Source organism: Blastopirellula retiformator (assembly GCF_007859755.1).
Classification (GTDB): Bacteria; Planctomycetota; Planctomycetia; order Pirellulales; family Pirellulaceae; genus Blastopirellula; species Blastopirellula retiformator.
The window spans coordinates 658,228-676,289 of sequence record NZ_SJPF01000002.1 but is presented as its reverse complement, the minus strand read 5'-3'; the positions used below and the strand labels follow the sequence as shown (position 1 = coordinate 676,289).

The following is an 18,062-nucleotide window of genomic DNA, read 5'->3' as shown; positions in this document are numbered from 1 at the left end:
TTCATGGTACCGACGACCCAATCAGCTGCCGAAGTAATCCGAGTCGGATTCAATGCGAATTTGCTCGTCCATCCGTCGATGCGCGGGTGGAATCGCTATGCCGTCAACCTGTTGGAGAACCTACCCGGCGCTGGCGTCGAGCTTGTACTCTATTCGATGGAGCCGATCGCCGGGGCATTTCGCAGCCGGCTCGAGAGCGATGCCATCGCATTCTCCGTTTCCGGGAAGATGAGCTATTTCGGTTGGGAGCAACGCTGGTTGCCGCGTCAATTGCGTCGCGACGGGATCGACGCGTTTCACTCCCCGTTTCATTTCGGCGTGCCGTTGCTTAGTCCTTGCCCCTGCGTGGTGACGTTGCATGACGCGATCGGCCAGCGGCGGTGGCCAGCCATTGGCGGATGGCGAGGCCTCGCGAACGTGCGACAATGGCTCAATTTCGGCTCCCACGAAATTGCACGTCGTAAATCGACGAAGGTCATCACGGTTAGCCGCTTTTCGCAGCAAGAATTGGTTCGCCGCTTAGGCATCGACGCCGCCAAGATCATTGTGATTCCGGAGGCGGCGGATCCAACCTTCGCCGCGATCCCAAGCGAAGAGTTGGTCAAGTCAACGCTGCAGAAGTTTGAGCTCCCCAAGCCCTACTTCTTCTACATTGGCGGATTTGACGCCCGCAAGAATCTTCCTTTTTTGATTCGTGCGTTTGCGGCCGCTGAGATGTCGGGCGTCGACCTGGTTCTGGCCGGTGGCGACACTACACGTCAGGAAGAGCTGCGCGACCTGTCCGACCAGTTGGATGTATCGCATCAAGTCCGCTTTATCGGACGCGTCGATGATACCGATTTGCCGGCTCTCTACCGAGACGCGTTGGCGTTCGTCTACCCAAGTAGGGAAGAGGGGTTCGGGCTGCAGTTGTGCGAAGCGATGGCGATGGAAAGTCCGATTTTAGCTTCGAACGCGACAAGTCTGCCGGAGGTCTTGGGAGACGGGGGCGCCCTATTCGATCCGACGCAGCTAGATCAGCTGCGAGATTGGCTGCGCCGGACGGCTACGGATCCGGTGCTGAGGAAGGAACTTGCCGCGAAGTCGCGCTCGCGAGGCGCAGATTTCTCGTGGCGACAGACCGCGCGAGAAACCGCATCGGTCTATCGATCGATCGTCGCTTCGGCCGGAGGCGCGCGATGAGTCGTACGCAGCGGTCAATTTGGAATTTCGTCACCGGCGTCGGCTCCAGCGTTTTGACGATGCTGGTCGGTTTTGTCTCAGTGCCGTTGTTGATTTGGCTGTTGGGGGATGAGCAGTTCGGCGCGTTCCGCGCCGTCGCTGATTGGCAGATGATGTTGGGATTCTTGGAGCTAGGATTCGCTCAATCAGTTCGCGCAATGTTTGCGGAAGCTGCTGGCGAGGATTCTAAATACGATGCGCAAGATGTAATGGAATACGGAAGGTGGATTTACTATCGTCTTTCGGTCGTACTGTTCATTGCGGTCCTCGTTCTTGCCGCAGCGATTCCCTATCTGGTTATCGTTTCGCCCGAATACATCTGGGATCTGCGCCTTGGCGTACTCTCGTTTCTCCCTCTGGCATTCATTACCCCGTTGGCGCTCTATTTGTATTTTGCAGATTCGCGACAGCATGGTTACCTAATCAATTTTGGGCTCACATTCCAACTGTTGCTGATCACTGCCTTGTCGCTGACGTTTGCGTATTTTGACTACGGAATCGTTGGACAGTGTCTGGCGTTCACGATCGGTCATATGGTATTGCCGATCGCCATTTGGCGTACCTTTCGGCGAAAACTTCAAGAGACGTCATGCACCTCGGTATCGAATCCAGAGTCCCGAGAGTTGGTCCGAAGCAAGCTGCGGGAACTCAATACGGCGTCCATGTTGATGCAATTTAGCGGCAAGCTAGGCATGGAGTCAGACCGGATACTGGTCGGGTTTTTGCTAGGGGCGACGGCCATCGTGCCGTTTTTCGCAACCCAGCGACTTCTGCAAGTGGCGCAGCACCAAGTGTTGATGTTGGGCTCCTCGAGTTGGGCGGCGCTTGCGGAGCTTCACCATCAGGGCGAGCGACTTCGATTTAATCAGCGATTGATTGAGTTGACCAGTTTTACGGCGGTCCTTGCGCTGGCTTTTTGTATTTCTATCGGCGTCTTCTCCCACGAGTTTGTAGCCCTATGGGTTGGCGAAGAGCAGTTCGCTGGTTGGAGCGTGGTCGTTGCGGCCGCCACCATCGCATTCTTTCAGCCCGTCGTTGCTCAGTGGAAGTGGGCTTTCGCGGCCACCGGCAAGACGCCCCTGTTAGTAAGAATGAGTCTGACTTGGCTGGTCGTAAACGTAACGCTCAGCATTTCGCTGACCTATTCTTTCGGCCTGGCCGGACCGTTGATCGGAACCGCCGTCGCTAACACGTTCGTCTATTTTCTGGGATTGCCGTTCCTCCTCAAATCGGAGTTTCAGACGCCGCACGACGCGATCGTTTGGGCGGCGGCGAAACCATTGCTCCTCGGCATTCCCTATGCGGCGATCATCTGGTGGCTCGCACAATTTCGCCCCGACCCCGGTTGGATTGAACTCGCCGTATCGATGGCGGCGACGGCCAGCCTCTATCTGTTGGCCTGCTGGTTCCTGATCTGGGACGCAGAGATCCGCGAGATCTGGAGGAGCCGACTTCGCGGTCTTATCATCCGAAAACAAACAGCCGTTGAGTAGCATGAAACGCGCTACCGAGCAAAACAATTTGAACGTGCCGCTGCACATCATCACTGGTCAATATCCCCCGGCGTCAGGCGGCTTGGCGGACTATACACAGAGGCTCGCATTCGGGGTGTCGGAGTCCGGTGGCGACGCGATCGTATGGTGTTGCAATGCGAGCGTTTCGGAAACGCCTGCAGGCAAGTCTCTTCGGGTTTGTCGTCCCGCCGCTTCGTTCGGCTTTTGCGGAATTCTCAAACTCAATCGGGCGCTTGCGAAGTTCGATCGACCTCGCCGCCTGCTTGTTCAGTGGACGCCTCAGCTCTATGGCTGGCGAAGCATGAACGTGCTCTTTTGCCTCTGGGTTTTGGTTCGCGGACGCGTCTATCGCGATGAAGTCGAAGTGATGGTGCACGAACTTTTCCTGCCGCTTGTCGGTTCGCTCAAACAACGTGTTGCTGCGATTGTACAGCGGCTTATGGTGCTGATGATGCTACAGGGCGTTTCAAGCGTTTGTACAAGCACTTCCGCCTGGACGCCGGGGATCAAGCGGTACCTTGTTGGACGGCCGATCAACGTCACAACGCTGCCGATTCCCTCAAATATTGAGCTTGTTCAAGATAGCGATGAGGTGAATCGGCGACGATCCACCTTTCAAGGCCAACAAATCATCGGACACTTCGGTACGTGCGGAGATCTGATCGCCGAACATCTGGAGCCAATCATTCAATCCGGTTTGGCCGAATTTCCGGATGCTGTGTTTTTGTTGTTCGGAAGGAACAGCGATCGCTGGGCGAGCCAGTTAAGTTTAGGCGATCAAGCGTCACGCAAGCGAATCGTCGGTTTGGGGGAGTTGCCCGAGCGCGAGATATCCTTGTGGCTGCAGGCGTGCGACGTCATGGTGCTGCCCTATCCGGATGGCGTAACGACGCGACGCGGCACAACGATGGCCAGTCTTCAACATGGTTGTTGCGTCATTACCAATGATGGGCCGCTCACGGAAGGTTTCTGGCGAGAGCAGGATGCGCTAGTCTTGGTCGAAAAACCAGATTCCGTTCAATATGTGAACACTCTTCGCACGCTCCTCTCCGATACCGACTCGCGAGCCCGTCTCTGCAAGCAGGCAAGACGCTTCTACGGTAAGAATTTCTCGTTGAAGCACACAACGGAACGTTACGTTTAGACCAACTTTACTTTTGTCACTAGGACGCAACGTCCGCGCGATATTGAGCTAATCCATGTCCTCTCCATTTAAAGTCCTTTCCATCGGTCATTCCTACTGCGTAGCGATGAACCGAGGCATTCTCCGCAAGATCGCCGAAGATCCGGACTTTGAGGTCACCGTCGGCGGGCCCGCCTATTTTCATGGCGACTTGCGGCCGATCGAGTTTGAGCCGGAGCCCGAAGGTTCGCAGTTAAAGACGGTCGCAATCCCGACGCGCCTGTCCAAATACATCCATCTGTTTTGGTATCAGGGAAAGACGCTGCGGCAGTTGGTGCGTAGCAACGATTTCGACGTCGTGCACGCCTGGGAAGAGCCGTATATCTACGCCGGGTATCAAGTTTCGCAAAGTTGTCGCGATCAGCCGGCCCGCTATTGTTTTCGGACCGCCCAAAGCTTGAATAAACGATATCCGCCGCCTTTCAATTGGTTTGAAAAATCGGTCTTGCGGCACGCCAGCGGCTGGATCGCCGGCGCCAGTCTGGTGCACCAGCAGATGCTGGAGCGCGGATTTTCAGAATCGACCGGTACGATCTTAAACCTGGCGGTCGACACCACCGCTTTTCGACCTCTCGCCCCCGAGCACAAATGTCAGGTCCAACAGGCGCTTGGACTGCAGGGGCCGGTAATAGGATTCAACGGCCGACTCGAAACCGACAAAGGGATCGAGATCTTGCTGGCGGCGCTCGAAAAAATCAAGCACCGGACGTGGTCTTGCTTCTTCATGGGAAGCGGACGCTTGGAGGGGATGATTCGCCAATGGGCGGAAACGCATGAACTGACCAAGCGGATCGCCATCAAGTTGATTCCACATTCCGAAGTTCCCGACTATCAAGGCGCGATGGACATCATGGTCGCGCCGAGCCAGACCATGCCGAATTGGAAAGAGCAGTTTGGCCGGATGTTGATCGAAGCGTTCGCCGCCGGCGTTCCGGTGATCGCCAGCGATAGCGGAGAGATCCCATTTACTGTCGGTGACGCGGGGATCATCGTGTCTGAGAAAGATGTCGATGGGTACGCCGCCGCGATCCAGCGCTTGTTAGACGACGATCAGCAACGTCAGACGCTGATCGACAATGGTCTAAAACGGGCAGATCATTTCAGCGTCAACCAAACCGCCGAACGCTACAAGCAGTTCTATCGCGAACTAGCCAGCCGGGAGAAGGTGTGATCTTGTCTACGTCCAGTACCGAGTCGGCTTGCCTTGACCTTGGCATCCTCTGCGACTTTCGAGAAGAAAAATGGGCGAGCATGGACCTGGCGGCGGAAATGCTTGACCAGGAAGTCGGCAACCTCCCGAATTGCGATTGGCGGCCTGAGCGGATCGTGCCGAAATATCAGCCTCGGTTTACGTGGGCGAAATCTCTCGTCGGCGAAAAACGAGCCAGGAACATTGATCGGCTCTATAACCGCATGCGGGTTTATCCGCGACAGCTGGCGAAACTACGTCCTTACTCGTTTTATCATGTTTGTGACCACAGCTACGCCCACCTGTTGCACGGGCTACCGGCCGGCAAAGCGGGCGTGTTTTGTCACGATCTCGACACATTCCGTTGCCTGATTCAGCCAGATCGAGACCCGCGCCCGTGGTGGTTTCGCCGCATGACCCAATCGATTCTCGACGGGATGCGGAAAGCGGCGGTTGTGTTTCATCCCACCATGCAGACAAGGCGTGAAATTCTCGAGCATGGGCTGGTTCCTGCCGAAAAGCTCGTCTTTGCGCCCAACGGAGTCGCCAGCGAATTCAACGCAGAGGGACGAAAGGAGGACGGCGAACTTCTGCAGGCCGAATCCCCTTACTTGCTAAACGTCGGTAGCTGTATACCCCGGAAGCGAATCGATCTCCTGCTGCGAATATTCGCGCACGTTCAGCCGACGTGGCCCGGTTTGCGTCTCCTTCAAATCGGTGGCCAATGGACGGTGGAGCACGAGACGCTGCTCGATGAACTACAGATTCGCCCCCACGTGACGCAATTGCGTGGGATGACGCGCGAACAGCTCGCCGAATACTATCGCCAGGCGGCAATCGTCGTCCAGCCAACCGAGGCGGAAGGCTTCGGCCTGCCGATCGTCGAAGCGATCGCTTGCGGCGCACTGGTGGTCGCCAGTGACATACCGGTGCTGCGCGAGGTGGGAGGGGAGGCCGTGACTTACGCGCCGGTTGGTGACGTAGAGGAATGGGGCCGCGCGTTGATGAACGTGAAGAACGGTCAATGCGCCGGCAGGTCTCAACGACAGTCGCAGGCCGAGAAGTTTACTTGGCAAGCCCAGGCGGAGATCATTGTGGGCGCTTGTGATCGACTAGCAAGTGATGTCGGTGGCCAGCGCTAATTCGCCCTTGGCGATTCCTTCAGCTGTTTTGCAAATTGGTCAAAAAAGTCGGTCAACAGATATCGCGAACCGTAAACCGAGAGATGATCCTCATCGTGATAGAGTGACGTGGAGCCATCAAATATCTTCGAGAATCCGTTGTCGTCAAAGCAATATGGATTGGGATCGAGCACGTTGACTCCTTCCGATTGAAGATGCTCGATAATTCGGTTCGCGTTAGCGTGTCGTTCACGATTCCATTCTCTTGACGTGCCTCTTGCGTCACCGATTCCAAATGCTTTCGCCAACACAATTTGCCGGTTCGTATCGTGCGGTTGTAACGGCACCTGTTTCATGATCCAGACTCGGACGCCGGCGATCTTCAATTCTTCGACCGTCCGCGTCAAGCTCCGCTCTACGGCTTTCTCGGACAAATTCGCTTCACCTGGCAGGGATTGACCGTCGTGAAGAAGATGACCCGTTTCGCCGGTTAATTCGCCTTTGATATAGAGGGTCCATCTCCCGATCAAAACCACGTCGGAAATGTCGTGTTCTTGAACATAGCGAACGACCGCTTGCTTCCACTGTTCTCTGTTTTGTCGCTCGGTTTCCGAATTTCCTTGGCTCCACGAGTTGATCATAAGAGGCGTTCCCCCCCGTGCAGCGATTGCGGCGGACATGCCATTTGTTTTGAACGCGTCATCCAAGACGCCCAGGACTGCGCCTAGGTGGCTATCTCCGCAGAAGACGATTTTTGGGGCTCCACTTGTGCGGTCGCCTATGATCGGCAGTTTCCCGCTCTCGGCCTCCGCCGTCGTCGAGTCAAGATTGATGGGGATATCGGTGCTGGCGAAACCTGCTTCCGGAAATTTACCCGGAAAGCCTTGGGACATAATTACGAAACTCGCAACGATCACGATCGCGCCGATCGAAGTTGCGGCGCCCATGAAATACCCATATGCGGGAATCCCCGGCTTCAGTTGGCGAATGGGCGTTTCGACAAATCTCCACGAGAGAACCGCGAGGGCGAAGCTGGCGGCCAGCACCGCGACCGCCACAACAATTCCTGGGTCGCCCAACCAATACCGGTAAAACGCAAACAGCGGCCAATGCCAAAGGTAGAGCGAGTAACTGATCAAGCCGACGAACACCAGTGGTCGGGTCGCCATCGCTTTGGCTGGCCAAGTGAGCTGTTCGGAGTTCACGTAGATCAGCGCCGCGGCCGCCAGACAAGGGACGATCGCCGTAAGGCCGGGGAAGGGCATCTCCGCCGTGTAGAACCAACCGGTTCCTAGAATCGCTCCTAACGAGATCCAACTGCATGCGGATAGCACCCGCGGACTGACCGCAGAAAGTCGCGGCAAAAAGCAGATCAGGCCGCCGAGTAGCATTTCCCAAGCCCGAGTCGGCAACAGATAGAACGTCGCCGCCGGCGAACGATTGACGAAATATTGGCTGAGCGCCAACGAGACGACCGCGATCAAGACCAAAACCGCAAAGGCGCCTTTGCGGAAGAAACGATGCAGCAGCATCAGCAGGATTGGATAGCCGATGTAGAACTGCTCTTCCACGCCCAGCGACCAGGTGTGGAGCAGAGGCTTGACATCCGCTGGGCCGGCGAAGTAGCCGGTGTTCCGCCAGAAGTAGACGTTCGACAGCATCAACTGCTGGGCGATCGCCGATTCGGCCAGTTGCTTAAATTCAGGCGATAAAAGCAGAAAATAACCGGCCGCCAAGACCAACACGACCATCACGGTCGAAGCAGGCAAAATTCGGCGAATCCGCCGAACCCAAAAATTCTTCAGGCTGAAGGTTCCAGCGTCCAGCTGCTTTAGCACGAGCCCGGTGATCAGAAAACCGGAGATCACAAAGAAGACGTCGACGCCAATAAAGCCGCCCGAGAAACCGAGCCCCGCGTGAAACAGCAAGACCAGCGTGACGGCAAGCGCCCGTAACCCGTCGACATCGGGGCGATATTTGAAATCTCGCGTGGCGGCGTCAGTGCGATCGGACTGCGGTGCTGAATCCGCAGCCGTGGTATGGGGTGCCGTCGTCGCCATGGTTTGCTGCTGATCGCCTCAATTCGGTGGTTTACGAATTGAGTATTGTAGCCGCTTAGCCCATGGTCCTTCTAGTAATTGACTGGCAGTTTCGTGGCCTGGCAGGCGTATGCAAGTAGTCGCGGATTGGGATGCCTACCGGCCAATCCCCAACCCACCTCCTTGCAAGTTGCCACCGCCAAAATACCCCCCCAGATTTTGGAACATCGAGCGATGTCCGGTGGGACTCAGCAGCGAGCTTTCGGCCTGGTTGATTTCACGCTGCTGCTTGTTGACTTCGTCGCGTAGTTGCGTGATGCGTCGCGATTGGTTGTTGTAGGCTTGCCGGATCTGATTTTCGGGACGGACGATGCGGTAATAGCTGAGCGCCGGATCGTACCGCGAGCTGCCCAACAGCAGGTACGGGCTGGTCGTCGGCAGCCGACTCGGTTGAAGGCGTGCCGGTTGCATCACGTCTTGCCCAAAGGACGCCTGGGCGGCGACCAGCAACAACAGTGACGCGATCGGCGCCAGGACTAGGACGTTGCGATTCATGCGAGTCGTTCCTTTCCGTGGGGCGAAGGAGATTCGGGAATTCGAGGGGCGTCGCTACGGTGCGATCGGCGTCTGGATGATCTCGACATCCATTTCGATCGTTTCGGCCGGTATCGGCTGGACGTACGAAGCTTGGAAGGGCCGCCATTGCGGCTCATAGTAACCATAGCCCGTGCCGCCATGCGGCGGACCGATCGGGTGCGCAAAACAATGTTTCGGCCAACGCATAATAAATCGCGTTGCGTGCTTGGCGTATTTCAGCAAGTAATTGGGGTGGTGCGGGCCGTCGCAATTATACCCGCTCGATCCGCACGACGCACAATCGGCGCCGCAGGTCAGCAGGGACGGAGCGGCCGGTTCTGATGCAATAACCAGGCGTTGCCCGCCAGGCTGTTGAGCTTGGACGAGGCTCGCCGTACCAAGCAGGATGGCAAAGCCGATCGCAGGAACAATTCGATTCATCATTATCCTTGATTTCCTAGAAGCCAAATCCATTGTTCGAGTTAGGATTGTCGATCTGCTGAACCGTGCGGGTTCCTAGCAGCACGACCCCCAGCACGCGTTCCACCGGCGAGATCAGTTTCGCCAACGCGTTGTCGACCGAGATCATTCGATCCGCTTCGACATAGATGCGGTCGCCGGGCAAAATCTGGTAGTTGGTCGTGGTGATCCCTTCGGCGACGATCTCGCTCCAGTGGACGTCCAACACCTGGGCGCACTGAGTACCGGCCGGGGCAGGGCGGACGACCCAGATATCGCGTGACGACACCTCAGACAGTCCCTGCACCTGGGCGATCGCATCCAAGACCGTCTCATTGCCGGTACAGGGCAAGCGAACGACACGTTCGCCGTAGCCGCCGCCGTCCATGACGACGTAAAAGGTCTTGCTGTTGTACGAGAGAACGTCGACGTAGAGTTCTGGCTGATGAATGTAACGCGACAGGTGCGCTTCAATCAGTGATTTGATCTCTTCCAGGGTCATCCCGGCGACGTAGACGCTGCCATAGACGCCCAGCGAAACGGTACCATCGGGGCGAACCAGATGCTCGCCATTGATCGCCTGTTTGCCGGCGACGTCGGGCAAGATCAACGTGACTTGCGGCTCTCGCAGACCAAACCGATCTTTAAGCGCCTGTTGCACCAATTGCTGGGCTTCGTCGACGGTTCGGCCGGCAACTTCATAGGCGCCGTAGTAGGGGCCCAGGTCGACGGCGCCGTTGGCGCCAACCAGGTAGATGGCGTTGATCGTCTTGAAGGCCTGCTCAAACTCGACGGCGGCTTGGTATTCCAGCGGGCTCGTCTCTTGCTCGACATCGGGCTCCAGCGGCAGACCGCGGGCGATTTGAACCAAGATTTGATCGCCAGCCTGTAGCGTGCTGCCGGGCGGACGAATGTTGTTAACCGCCTCGATCAACAAGATATCGGGCGCCGCGACGCGGTATTCTGGGTGGGTCGTCATCTCCAGCTCTCGCGGCACATCCAACAGCGGATCGCTGGGATGCGAGTGGTGAGCGAAAGAGGTGCAACCCACAGAAGTCGATAGCAATGCTAGCGCGAGTCCCCACGCGATTGGTATGTTGGCGTATCGAGGGGTCGAATTGGTGTTGTTCATAGTCCGAATCGATGCTGGCCAGCGGATGTGCTAGTAACGGCATCACTAGTATTCGGCAAACTCGGCGCAGGCCCTTTAGTTGAATTGTTCGTTACGGGCGACGAAATGGGAAAAGATTGCGCAGTCGGCAAGGTTTAACAGGCGCCTGCTGGGTGGATCTTTTGGCTGCTAGCGGCAGGGAGTAACCCGACGGCGTTTCGACGAGCGACTCGCGACGACGAAATACGCCTGGCTAAAGAGCCAAGAGAATCTCACCGAGAAACAGCAGTCGCAGTTGGACGAAGCATTCAGCCTGGGGCAAGGCCTAGGCGTACAAAGAAATGCTCCGCGATCTATGGCATCACGCCGACGCTACCTCGGCGACCGCCTACTTCGAAGACTGGTATCGCCGCGTGATCCACACCAAACTAAGGTCCTTCGGGGTTTCTTGTGGGTCGCCGCAAAAAGTGGGGATCTCATCAACAAAGGCAGGGCTACCTTCATCTGCGCCGACCATCAATCGCCTGTGAGGGCGAGCGATCGACGGTCGGCTCCGACGAAGGCGGCAACCACCGTTATTTTCCGAGTAAATTCAAGAGCCCAGCCACTTACTGGCGAAAGCTTCAGGCAAGCGATGGCGACGAAAATGCCTCCCATGCTTGATCGAAACTGGTCATCTGTTCAGACTGGCGACCCACAATAAAGTCGGATGGACCTCTTTTTTCCACTGCGGCGGACTGCAACTTTGCCCATGAAGAAGCCGGATGGGCCAAAAAAAGCTCGACCAACTCGTACACTCAGACGCGTAATCTGGGTAAAATCTGTCGGATCTAATACTGGCTACTACACGTTATTATTGCGACAGACTCACGGGTGAACCACTCGCGATTTACGGCTAGCAGTCCGTTGATTTTCTCGACGGACTGCTTGATCGCACGGATGCGCTCGCAAAATAACGACGTAAGTCGTTATTTTGCGAGCCGCGAAGAGCTATGCTCTGAGCCTGGCGAGGTTGAAAAATGCCACGATGGCATTTTTCAACAGGCAGCCTAGAGTATCGATTCTGCCAAGAAACGGATCGCAACTTTCCGACATTCGATTTGTGCCAGTCGATAGCGTCAAGAGAGCGTCAATAGGGTGCTACCATTTTGGATTCGACGTCTACCAGTCTGTTAGCGAGAGCCACTCTTCATGGCGATGGCGAATCTTGGCAGCGTTTTCATGATGTCTACGCGCCGCTGATCCGAAATTGGTTGTCGCGGCAAAACGTTTTTGGCAGCGATGCAGATGATTTGACGCAGGATGTTCTGATCGTTGTCCTGCGCAAGTTGCCCGCATTTCAACACAATGGCCGCTCCGGCGCATTTCGCCGCTGGTTGCGTTTGATCGTCGTGAATGTTGTGCGGGATTCGATCAAAAAGAAACGAGTTCAAGTGAGTTCACATGAAGGCGTTTCGCATCTTCTTAGTGAACTCGAAGATGAATCCAGTTCGATCAGCCAACAATGGGGTCGTGAGCACGATTTGGAAGTCACCCGGCGGATGCTTGACCAGCTGAAAACGTCTTTCGAACCGAAGACCTGGGAGGCGTTCGACCTTCTGACTCGTGAAGAACTCCCGGCAAAAGAGGTTGCAATGCGGCTGTCGATCTCTGTCGCCAGCGTTTACCAAGCCAAGTCTCGCGTGCTTTCCCGGCTCCGCCAATCCGCTGGCGATTTGCTTGAAGAGTAGAGAATTCACCGCAAATCCCCGCTCCGCTTCGCAAGCATTTCTTTGCTGACCCGCAAAATACTTTGAATATTGCTGTCAGACTTTTTCGCTTGCTTCCATCTATGGGTGCAAGCCGGTCGAATAGGCTCGAAACACTTCCCGAATCGACTTCGCTCGGAACGGAGAAACCGCATGTTGGCTGAAGACATCACGACAGATTGCCCCGATGCGAGAAAGTTGAGTGACTTTTTGCTGGGGTTGTTGAGTGATGAAGAATCATCGTTGATCTCCCAGCACATCGATCAATGCGATGTATGTTGCAAGGCGCTCGAGCAAATCCCCGATGATCACCTGGCGTCACTTGCGCGCCGAGCCACGCAAGTCGATGTCGAGACGCTGCACAACTGCAGTGGCGACACTGACGCATTGGGCGGAACGATCGCAGCCAAGGCCGGCGCGCAGCAACCGAATCAGTTTCCCGCTGAGCTAATCGACCATCCGCGTTACCGACTGATCCAGCTGATCGGTTTTGGAGGCATGGGCGAAGTCTATCGTGCCGAACATCGAGTCATGAATCGTGAAGTGGCTTTGAAGGTCGTGCGAAAGGATTTGGTTTCCAGCCCCGAAGCGATCTCGCGATTTCGCAACGAAGTTCGTGCGGCTTCGATGTTGTCGCACCCGAACATCGTCACCGCGCTGGATGCCGAGAGAATCGGGCAAAGTCATGTTTTGGCGATGGAGTTGGTCAACGGATCGAACCTCGCCGAAGTTGTCGCGGAAAACGGGCCTCTTGATGTCGATAAGGCCGTCGACATGATCCGTCAAATCGCGAGCGGACTGGATCACGCGCATTCGCATCAGATGGCGCACCGCGATTTGAAGCCGATGAATGTGCTGCTGGATCGCGATGGTCGAGCGAGAATCCTCGATTTTGGGCTCGCGACGGTTCGGCAAGATCTCGATGGCAGCGGCGAGCTACCGCAAGCATCCGTCGGGCTGACGTCTTCGATGATGCGGATGGGCACGCCCGATTACATGTCGCCCGAGCAGGCAAAGGACCCGCGCAGCGCCGATATTCGGTCGGACATTTACAGTTTGGGTTGTACGTTCTTCTTTCTGCTGTTCGGTAAGCCGCCGTTTGACGAAGCGACCGCGATCGAGAAATTGTCGTCGCATCTGCTTGTGGAGCCAACGATTCCGGAAAGCCTTCCGAGCCATATCGCCGACGTCTTACGAAGAATGTTGGCGAAGTCGCCCGAACAGCGATACCAAACGCCATCACAGCTATTGCAGGCACTCGATCAACTCTCAGCGGCGCCGATTCCTAGCAAACCAATCAGAGCGGCCCGTGTACCCAAGCCACTTGTGCAATCTGTATTGGCTGGGATCCTGGCACTTGTCGCGCTCGGATCAGTTGGATTGCTGGTGAACAACTTCCGTTCAGATCCTAACGCACTCGGTGTTCCCGCTTCGCCCACCGCGACGCAACGCGTTTTGGTCGTCGCGCCCATGCTGACTTACTTGCCTGACTATACCTCGGTAAAAGAAGCCCTCGCAGACTTTCCGAATATCGAAGTGGTGACGGCGTCCGACGAACTGAATTTTGAAGCGGAAGGCGATAACGCTCAGCTGATTTCGGTTCAAGCCGACTTAACGCTCGCCCAAGTCGACGCTCAGCAATTCGATGCGGTCGTGTTTATTGGAGGCGACATCAAGACGTTACTGGTTGACGAATCAGTGCGGTCCCAAGTCGAACGAATTGTCGGAGCGATCCGCCGCAAGCAAGGTATCGTCGCAGGCATCTGCGGAGGAGTCCACGTGCTGGGCCAGCTTGATGAACTGACTGGATTCCGAGTCGCGGGTAACAGATTACCGGAAGTACCTGATCTCGAGGCCGCTCGAACCATCGCAGACTTCCGCAAACAGGTTGTTGCCGACCGAGGCGTTGTCACAGCGACTGATCCCGAATGGGTAGATCGATTTGCGGGCGAACTGGTCCGCAGTATGGGTGGGTCCCAATCGAAGAGTAACACAGCTGACTAGTGCTGCATCTATCTCAATTTTGGGGTCGCGACGAAAGTAGCTCGGCTCTCCGAGCCGAGACTTCACGACTCGGAGAGCCGTGCTACAAAAAATGCCAAGCCTAATATTTTGAATTGACAAGCCGGCAGTACGTTTTGCGGAAGAGTAGCCTGACCACTTTTCTGCACGGCCTCCTGTTCCGCAAGAGATTGATTCAAAGAGCGACGCCAGTCAGCGCGCTCTCAAACGAGACTAAAGCACGGAGCAAACCAATGCGCCGATTTCGGCTGCGACGGCGCGTTTCGATATCGCTGTTGAGCCTAGGACTGATGTCGCTGTGCACCTGCGTATGGCGGGCCCAGCGCGATGATTCACGGCAACTTTCCGCTTTTATCTTCCCGTCACAATCGGAGTCTACGATGCTCTTTTCACGCTCGCGAAAAACAAAAAACAATGCCCCATCCTCAAGAAACCGAAGACTGGGAATTCTTCAGAAACTGGAGGATCGCCAGTTGCTTGCGGGGGATGCGTATCCTGATTCGCCCATGGAAGATCAAGCAGCCGAAGTCGGCTCGCCGATTGCCGGTGATACGAGTGCTGGTGACTCCGGCTCGGGGGCAACGCAAACAGAGGGCACGTCCATCGATGGCAGCCAACTCTCGCTTAACGCTCCCAACCTTCCAGCGACACCTGCGTCCGGCGGAGCATCCTTGCGAGTTGCAGCGGACGGATCGGCAGAATTCGCCTCCATCCAGGAAGCAATTGATGCTGCGTCGGCCGGTGACACCATCACCATCGCCGAAGGTACCTACGCCGAGGCTTTGACGATCAACGGTAACGACCTCACCGTCGTGGGAGAAGGAAATGTGACGATCACCGACGGCGGCGCGGGCCACGGGATCTACGTTGGTGGATCGCGGATCGAAATCAACGGCGTCACAGTGTCCGGAGTCTTGAGCGAAGGGACGAATGGCTATGGAGCTAGCGGTGTCGTGATTGCTGGTCAAGACATTCGCTTGATCGACGTGAATGCGAACAACAACGGCACAGCTGGTTTCCAAACGCTCGAGTCGGCATCGAACGTCTTGATTCAGGGAGGCGTAGCCTACAACAATTCGTACGCCGGACTTGCGTTGGGGGGTGGCAATCACATCACGGTTCGCGGCACCGAATTCTACAACACCGGGACGTCTGATTCTGGCGAAGGCAACTTTCAGTACTACGGAATCGTGGCGGACAATACCGGGAACGTTCAACTCGTCAACGGAACGCCGACATACATCGAAGACCAACTGCCGATGTCCGACATACGACTGGAAGAGATTAACGTTCACGACCACCTTCGATACGGCATCCGCATTTCGGCCGAGAACGGGTCACTCAGCACTCGTCCCAGTGGCCGCATCGACACAAGCAACTTCGCGCTCGTTGATTCGCTGATCACCGACAACGGTTCGGAAACTTCGTCATGGGTTGGCGGCCTGTATCATCATGGTGGCGTTCTGCTGCAGCACATTCAAGGCGGTTTCGTTGCCGGAAACGTCATCCAAGGAAACTACACCTGGGGGGTCGACGTCTACAACAGTTCTAACGTTGCGTTCGTCAGCAACATGATCGTCGCCAACAATCGCGGCGACGCGACGCCTGACGTGACGATCCAATCGGCTGGCTTGGAAATCAACGGTGGCCAAAGCAATCAAGTCATCGGCAACGTGATTGCTGGACATAACGCCGGGGTGTTTTCCAGTTGGATTCCCGATACGGGCGATGACTTTTCGACCGAGTATGCGGTCGGTTCGATCGTGATTCGCAATAACATCATGGCGGCGAACGCAGAAACCGATTTCGAGCTGATCGTTCCAGAACGGATCGACCGGACGATCGAAAACAACTTGATTCAATCCATGCCTGCGTGGTTGATCCAATACATCGAAGACGACGCCGTCCCTGGCTTCACACAGAACAACTATCTGTCGGTCGATCCGCTGTTCGTTGACGTGGCAGCAGGCAACTTTGCGTTCCAAGATGGAAGTCCGGCGAATGAGATCTTGGCTGGTGCGACGCTGGCTGATCCTGGTTCTGGTAACACGGATCCAGGTTCAAACACTGACGATTCATCACCGCAAACCATTCGGCAACTGATTCTTGGGCATAGCCTGATCAATCACTTTGTCGATGGCGACGACCCGCAAAACATGGGTGGCACTGCTGTGCCGTATTGGATTCACCAATTCGCATCGGCCGGCGACAACACTTATTTAGTCGATGGCCAATGGTACTCGGCGGAGTCCTTTAATAGCGGCCAAGAATTGTCGGTTCAGTGGGGATTCCAAGGCGGAGCCGAAGGCGTCTGGGATTCTGAAACGCCACTGGGCGCCGCAGATTTCCAATCCGTTGTGCTCTCGCCGTACAACTACATCCAGCAGCACGCGCCGGCTGACGACGTAAGCGAGTACTTGCCGCTGATCGATTACTTGACGGCAGCTGAGCCGGGTATTGAAGTTCAGATCTATGAAGGCTGGCCTGACATGTCGCCATTCCTCACAGCCTTCCCGGCGACCGATGCCGAATTCGCCAACTACGCTGAATACTCGCTGGGCGATTATCAAGCGTGGTTCGATACCCTGATCGATTCGCTTCGCGCGGCCCGCCCCGATGTGACATTCCGTCCGATCGAAGTAAACGAAGCACTGATCGGATTGCTGAACGATAGCGAGCTTGGCTTGCAAGGACGTCTGTCCGGCGTAACTCAGACCGACTTGTTCTCCGACGACGCGCCACATGGAACGGAAACGACTTACTTCTTGGCTGCGATCGCGACGTACAGCGAGAACTTCGGCCAGCCGATTCCTGCGGACTATGTAGCACCCGAAAGCATCCACCCGCTGGTCCGGGCGAACCTTGCCGACATCAGTGAGTTCATTTTCCAAACCGTCACGGATGGCTCATCAACAGGAATTGGCGATCCGTCCGATGATCCGGGAACAGGCGATCCCGCCGTGGACGCTGGTTTCGGAGATTACTTGTTGACGCTTGAGAACGCGATTGCCGAAGGAACTTCTGCGGATCAAGCCAGTGTCCGGGCGGCGTTGGAAGCATCGCTGGCCGAAGTAACTCTGCCCATCAGTGCCGATCGATTCTGGAGCGACATGGGCGATGTGGTTGGTCGCGCGATCGACACCTTGGGTTTGCCGGACGCTGAAGCCGACATCGTTTGGGAACAGCATGACTTGATTGGCAATCAGTATTTGACGGGCGAAGATCTTTCCGATGCGACGGAAGACCCGTATCCCGCCGTGGACGCTGGTTTCCGAGACTACTTGTTGACGCTTGAGAACGCGATTGCCGAAGGAACTTCTGCGGATCAAGCCAGTGTCCGGGCGGCGTTGGAAGCATTGCTGGCCGAAGCAACTCTGCCCATCAGTGCCGATCGATTCTGGAGCGACATGGGCGATGTGGTTGGTCGCACGATCGACACCTTGGGTCTGACGGATGCTGAAGTCGACATTGTCTGGGAACAGCATGACTTGATTGGCAATCAGTACCTGACTGGCGAAACCGTGTACAACGGAAGTGAAGATACCGTCGATTAAACGCCCGTTGATGGCGATGTAACAAGCGAAGAAACTGTCGATGGCTCGGCGAGTGACAACTCCGACACACGGTACGAAACCGCTGACGCTTCCGTGCGTGAATTCTTGATTGATTTTGAGACAGCGATTGCTGCTGACACTAGGTTGGACAACGAGACCGTACGCAGCGGGCTCAGCCAATCCTCTTGTTGCAAGCGACGTTGCCGATCGAAGGCGAACAACAATTTCGCGCAGAGATGGCGAACCTGGTTTACCGAGCCATCGACAACTGGGGATTCACGGATCAGCGGGCCGACCGCACCTGGGAAGCTTTGGAAAGACTGGC

Annotated in this window: 12 protein-coding genes; 8 read left to right on the top strand and 4 right to left on the bottom strand. The window is 56.1% G+C overall.

Features of this window, described 5'->3' with window-relative positions; translation table 11 throughout:
• Window positions 1-3: 3 nt before the first annotated feature.
• From Enr8_RS10120 to Enr8_RS10100, 5 genes are all read left to right on the top strand, one after another.
• Entirely contained in the window at window positions 4-1,182 is a 1,179-nt protein-coding gene (locus tag Enr8_RS10120; RefSeq protein ID WP_146431041.1) for a glycosyltransferase family 4 protein, read from the top strand.
• On the top strand, window positions 1,179-2,714 hold the full coding sequence (locus Enr8_RS10115) for an oligosaccharide flippase family protein (protein WP_146431039.1): 1,536 nt from the start codon (window positions 1,179-1,181) through the stop codon (window positions 2,712-2,714). Before Enr8_RS10120 ends, Enr8_RS10115 begins: the two co-directional genes overlap by 4 nt.
• A gap of 1 nt (window position 2,715) precedes the next feature.
• The gene (locus Enr8_RS10110; RefSeq protein WP_146431036.1) at window positions 2,716-3,879 is read left to right on the top strand and encodes a glycosyltransferase family protein; all 1,164 of its coding nucleotides are present in this window, start codon (window positions 2,716-2,718) and stop codon (window positions 3,877-3,879) included.
• Between the two features lie 106 nt (window positions 3,880-3,985).
• Window positions 3,986-5,089, top strand: coding sequence for a glycosyltransferase (locus Enr8_RS10105; protein WP_186767551.1), 1,104 nt, complete (start codon window positions 3,986-3,988; stop codon window positions 5,087-5,089).
• Window positions 5,090-5,091: 2 nt separating this feature from the next.
• Window positions 5,092-6,249, top strand: a complete 1,158-nt coding sequence (locus Enr8_RS10100) for a glycosyltransferase family 4 protein (RefSeq protein ID WP_146431033.1) — start codon at window positions 5,092-5,094, stop codon at window positions 6,247-6,249.
• On the opposite strand, the gene Enr8_RS10095 is transcribed toward Enr8_RS10100, so the two are convergent.
• From Enr8_RS10095 to Enr8_RS10080, 4 genes are all read right to left on the bottom strand, one after another.
• A complete protein-coding gene (locus Enr8_RS10095; RefSeq protein ID WP_146431031.1) occupies window positions 6,246-8,288 on the bottom strand; it encodes an acyltransferase family protein in 2,043 nt (680 codons plus the stop codon). The two genes, Enr8_RS10100 and Enr8_RS10095, sit on opposite strands and share 4 nt — an antisense overlap.
• Before the next feature lie 135 nt (window positions 8,289-8,423).
• Complete coding sequence (locus Enr8_RS10090; RefSeq protein ID WP_146431029.1) at window positions 8,424-8,822, bottom strand: hypothetical protein; 399 nt, start codon at window positions 8,820-8,822, stop codon at window positions 8,424-8,426.
• Between the two features lie 54 nt (window positions 8,823-8,876).
• Complete coding sequence (locus Enr8_RS10085; RefSeq protein WP_146431027.1) at window positions 8,877-9,284, bottom strand: hypothetical protein; 408 nt, start codon at window positions 9,282-9,284, stop codon at window positions 8,877-8,879.
• 16 nt (window positions 9,285-9,300) lie between these two features.
• Complete coding sequence (locus Enr8_RS10080) at window positions 9,301-10,353, bottom strand: polysaccharide biosynthesis/export family protein (RefSeq protein ID WP_186767550.1); 1,053 nt, start codon at window positions 10,351-10,353, stop codon at window positions 9,301-9,303.
• A gap of 1,208 nt (window positions 10,354-11,561) precedes the next feature.
• Between Enr8_RS10080 and Enr8_RS10075 the strand changes: the two genes are divergently transcribed.
• The 3 genes from Enr8_RS10075 (at window position 11,562) to Enr8_RS10065 (ending at window position 17,737) form a co-directional block, all read left to right on the top strand.
• Complete coding sequence (locus Enr8_RS10075; RefSeq protein ID WP_146431022.1) at window positions 11,562-12,143, top strand: RNA polymerase sigma factor; 582 nt, start codon at window positions 11,562-11,564, stop codon at window positions 12,141-12,143.
• 171 nt (window positions 12,144-12,314) lie between these two features.
• The gene (locus tag Enr8_RS10070; RefSeq protein ID WP_146431020.1) at window positions 12,315-14,165 is read left to right on the top strand and encodes a protein kinase domain-containing protein; all 1,851 of its coding nucleotides are present in this window, start codon (window positions 12,315-12,317) and stop codon (window positions 14,163-14,165) included.
• A gap of 308 nt (window positions 14,166-14,473) precedes the next feature.
• Entirely contained in the window at window positions 14,474-17,737 is a 3,264-nt protein-coding gene (locus tag Enr8_RS10065) for a right-handed parallel beta-helix repeat-containing protein (RefSeq protein WP_186767549.1), read from the top strand.
• Window positions 17,738-18,062: the final 325 nt, after the last annotated feature.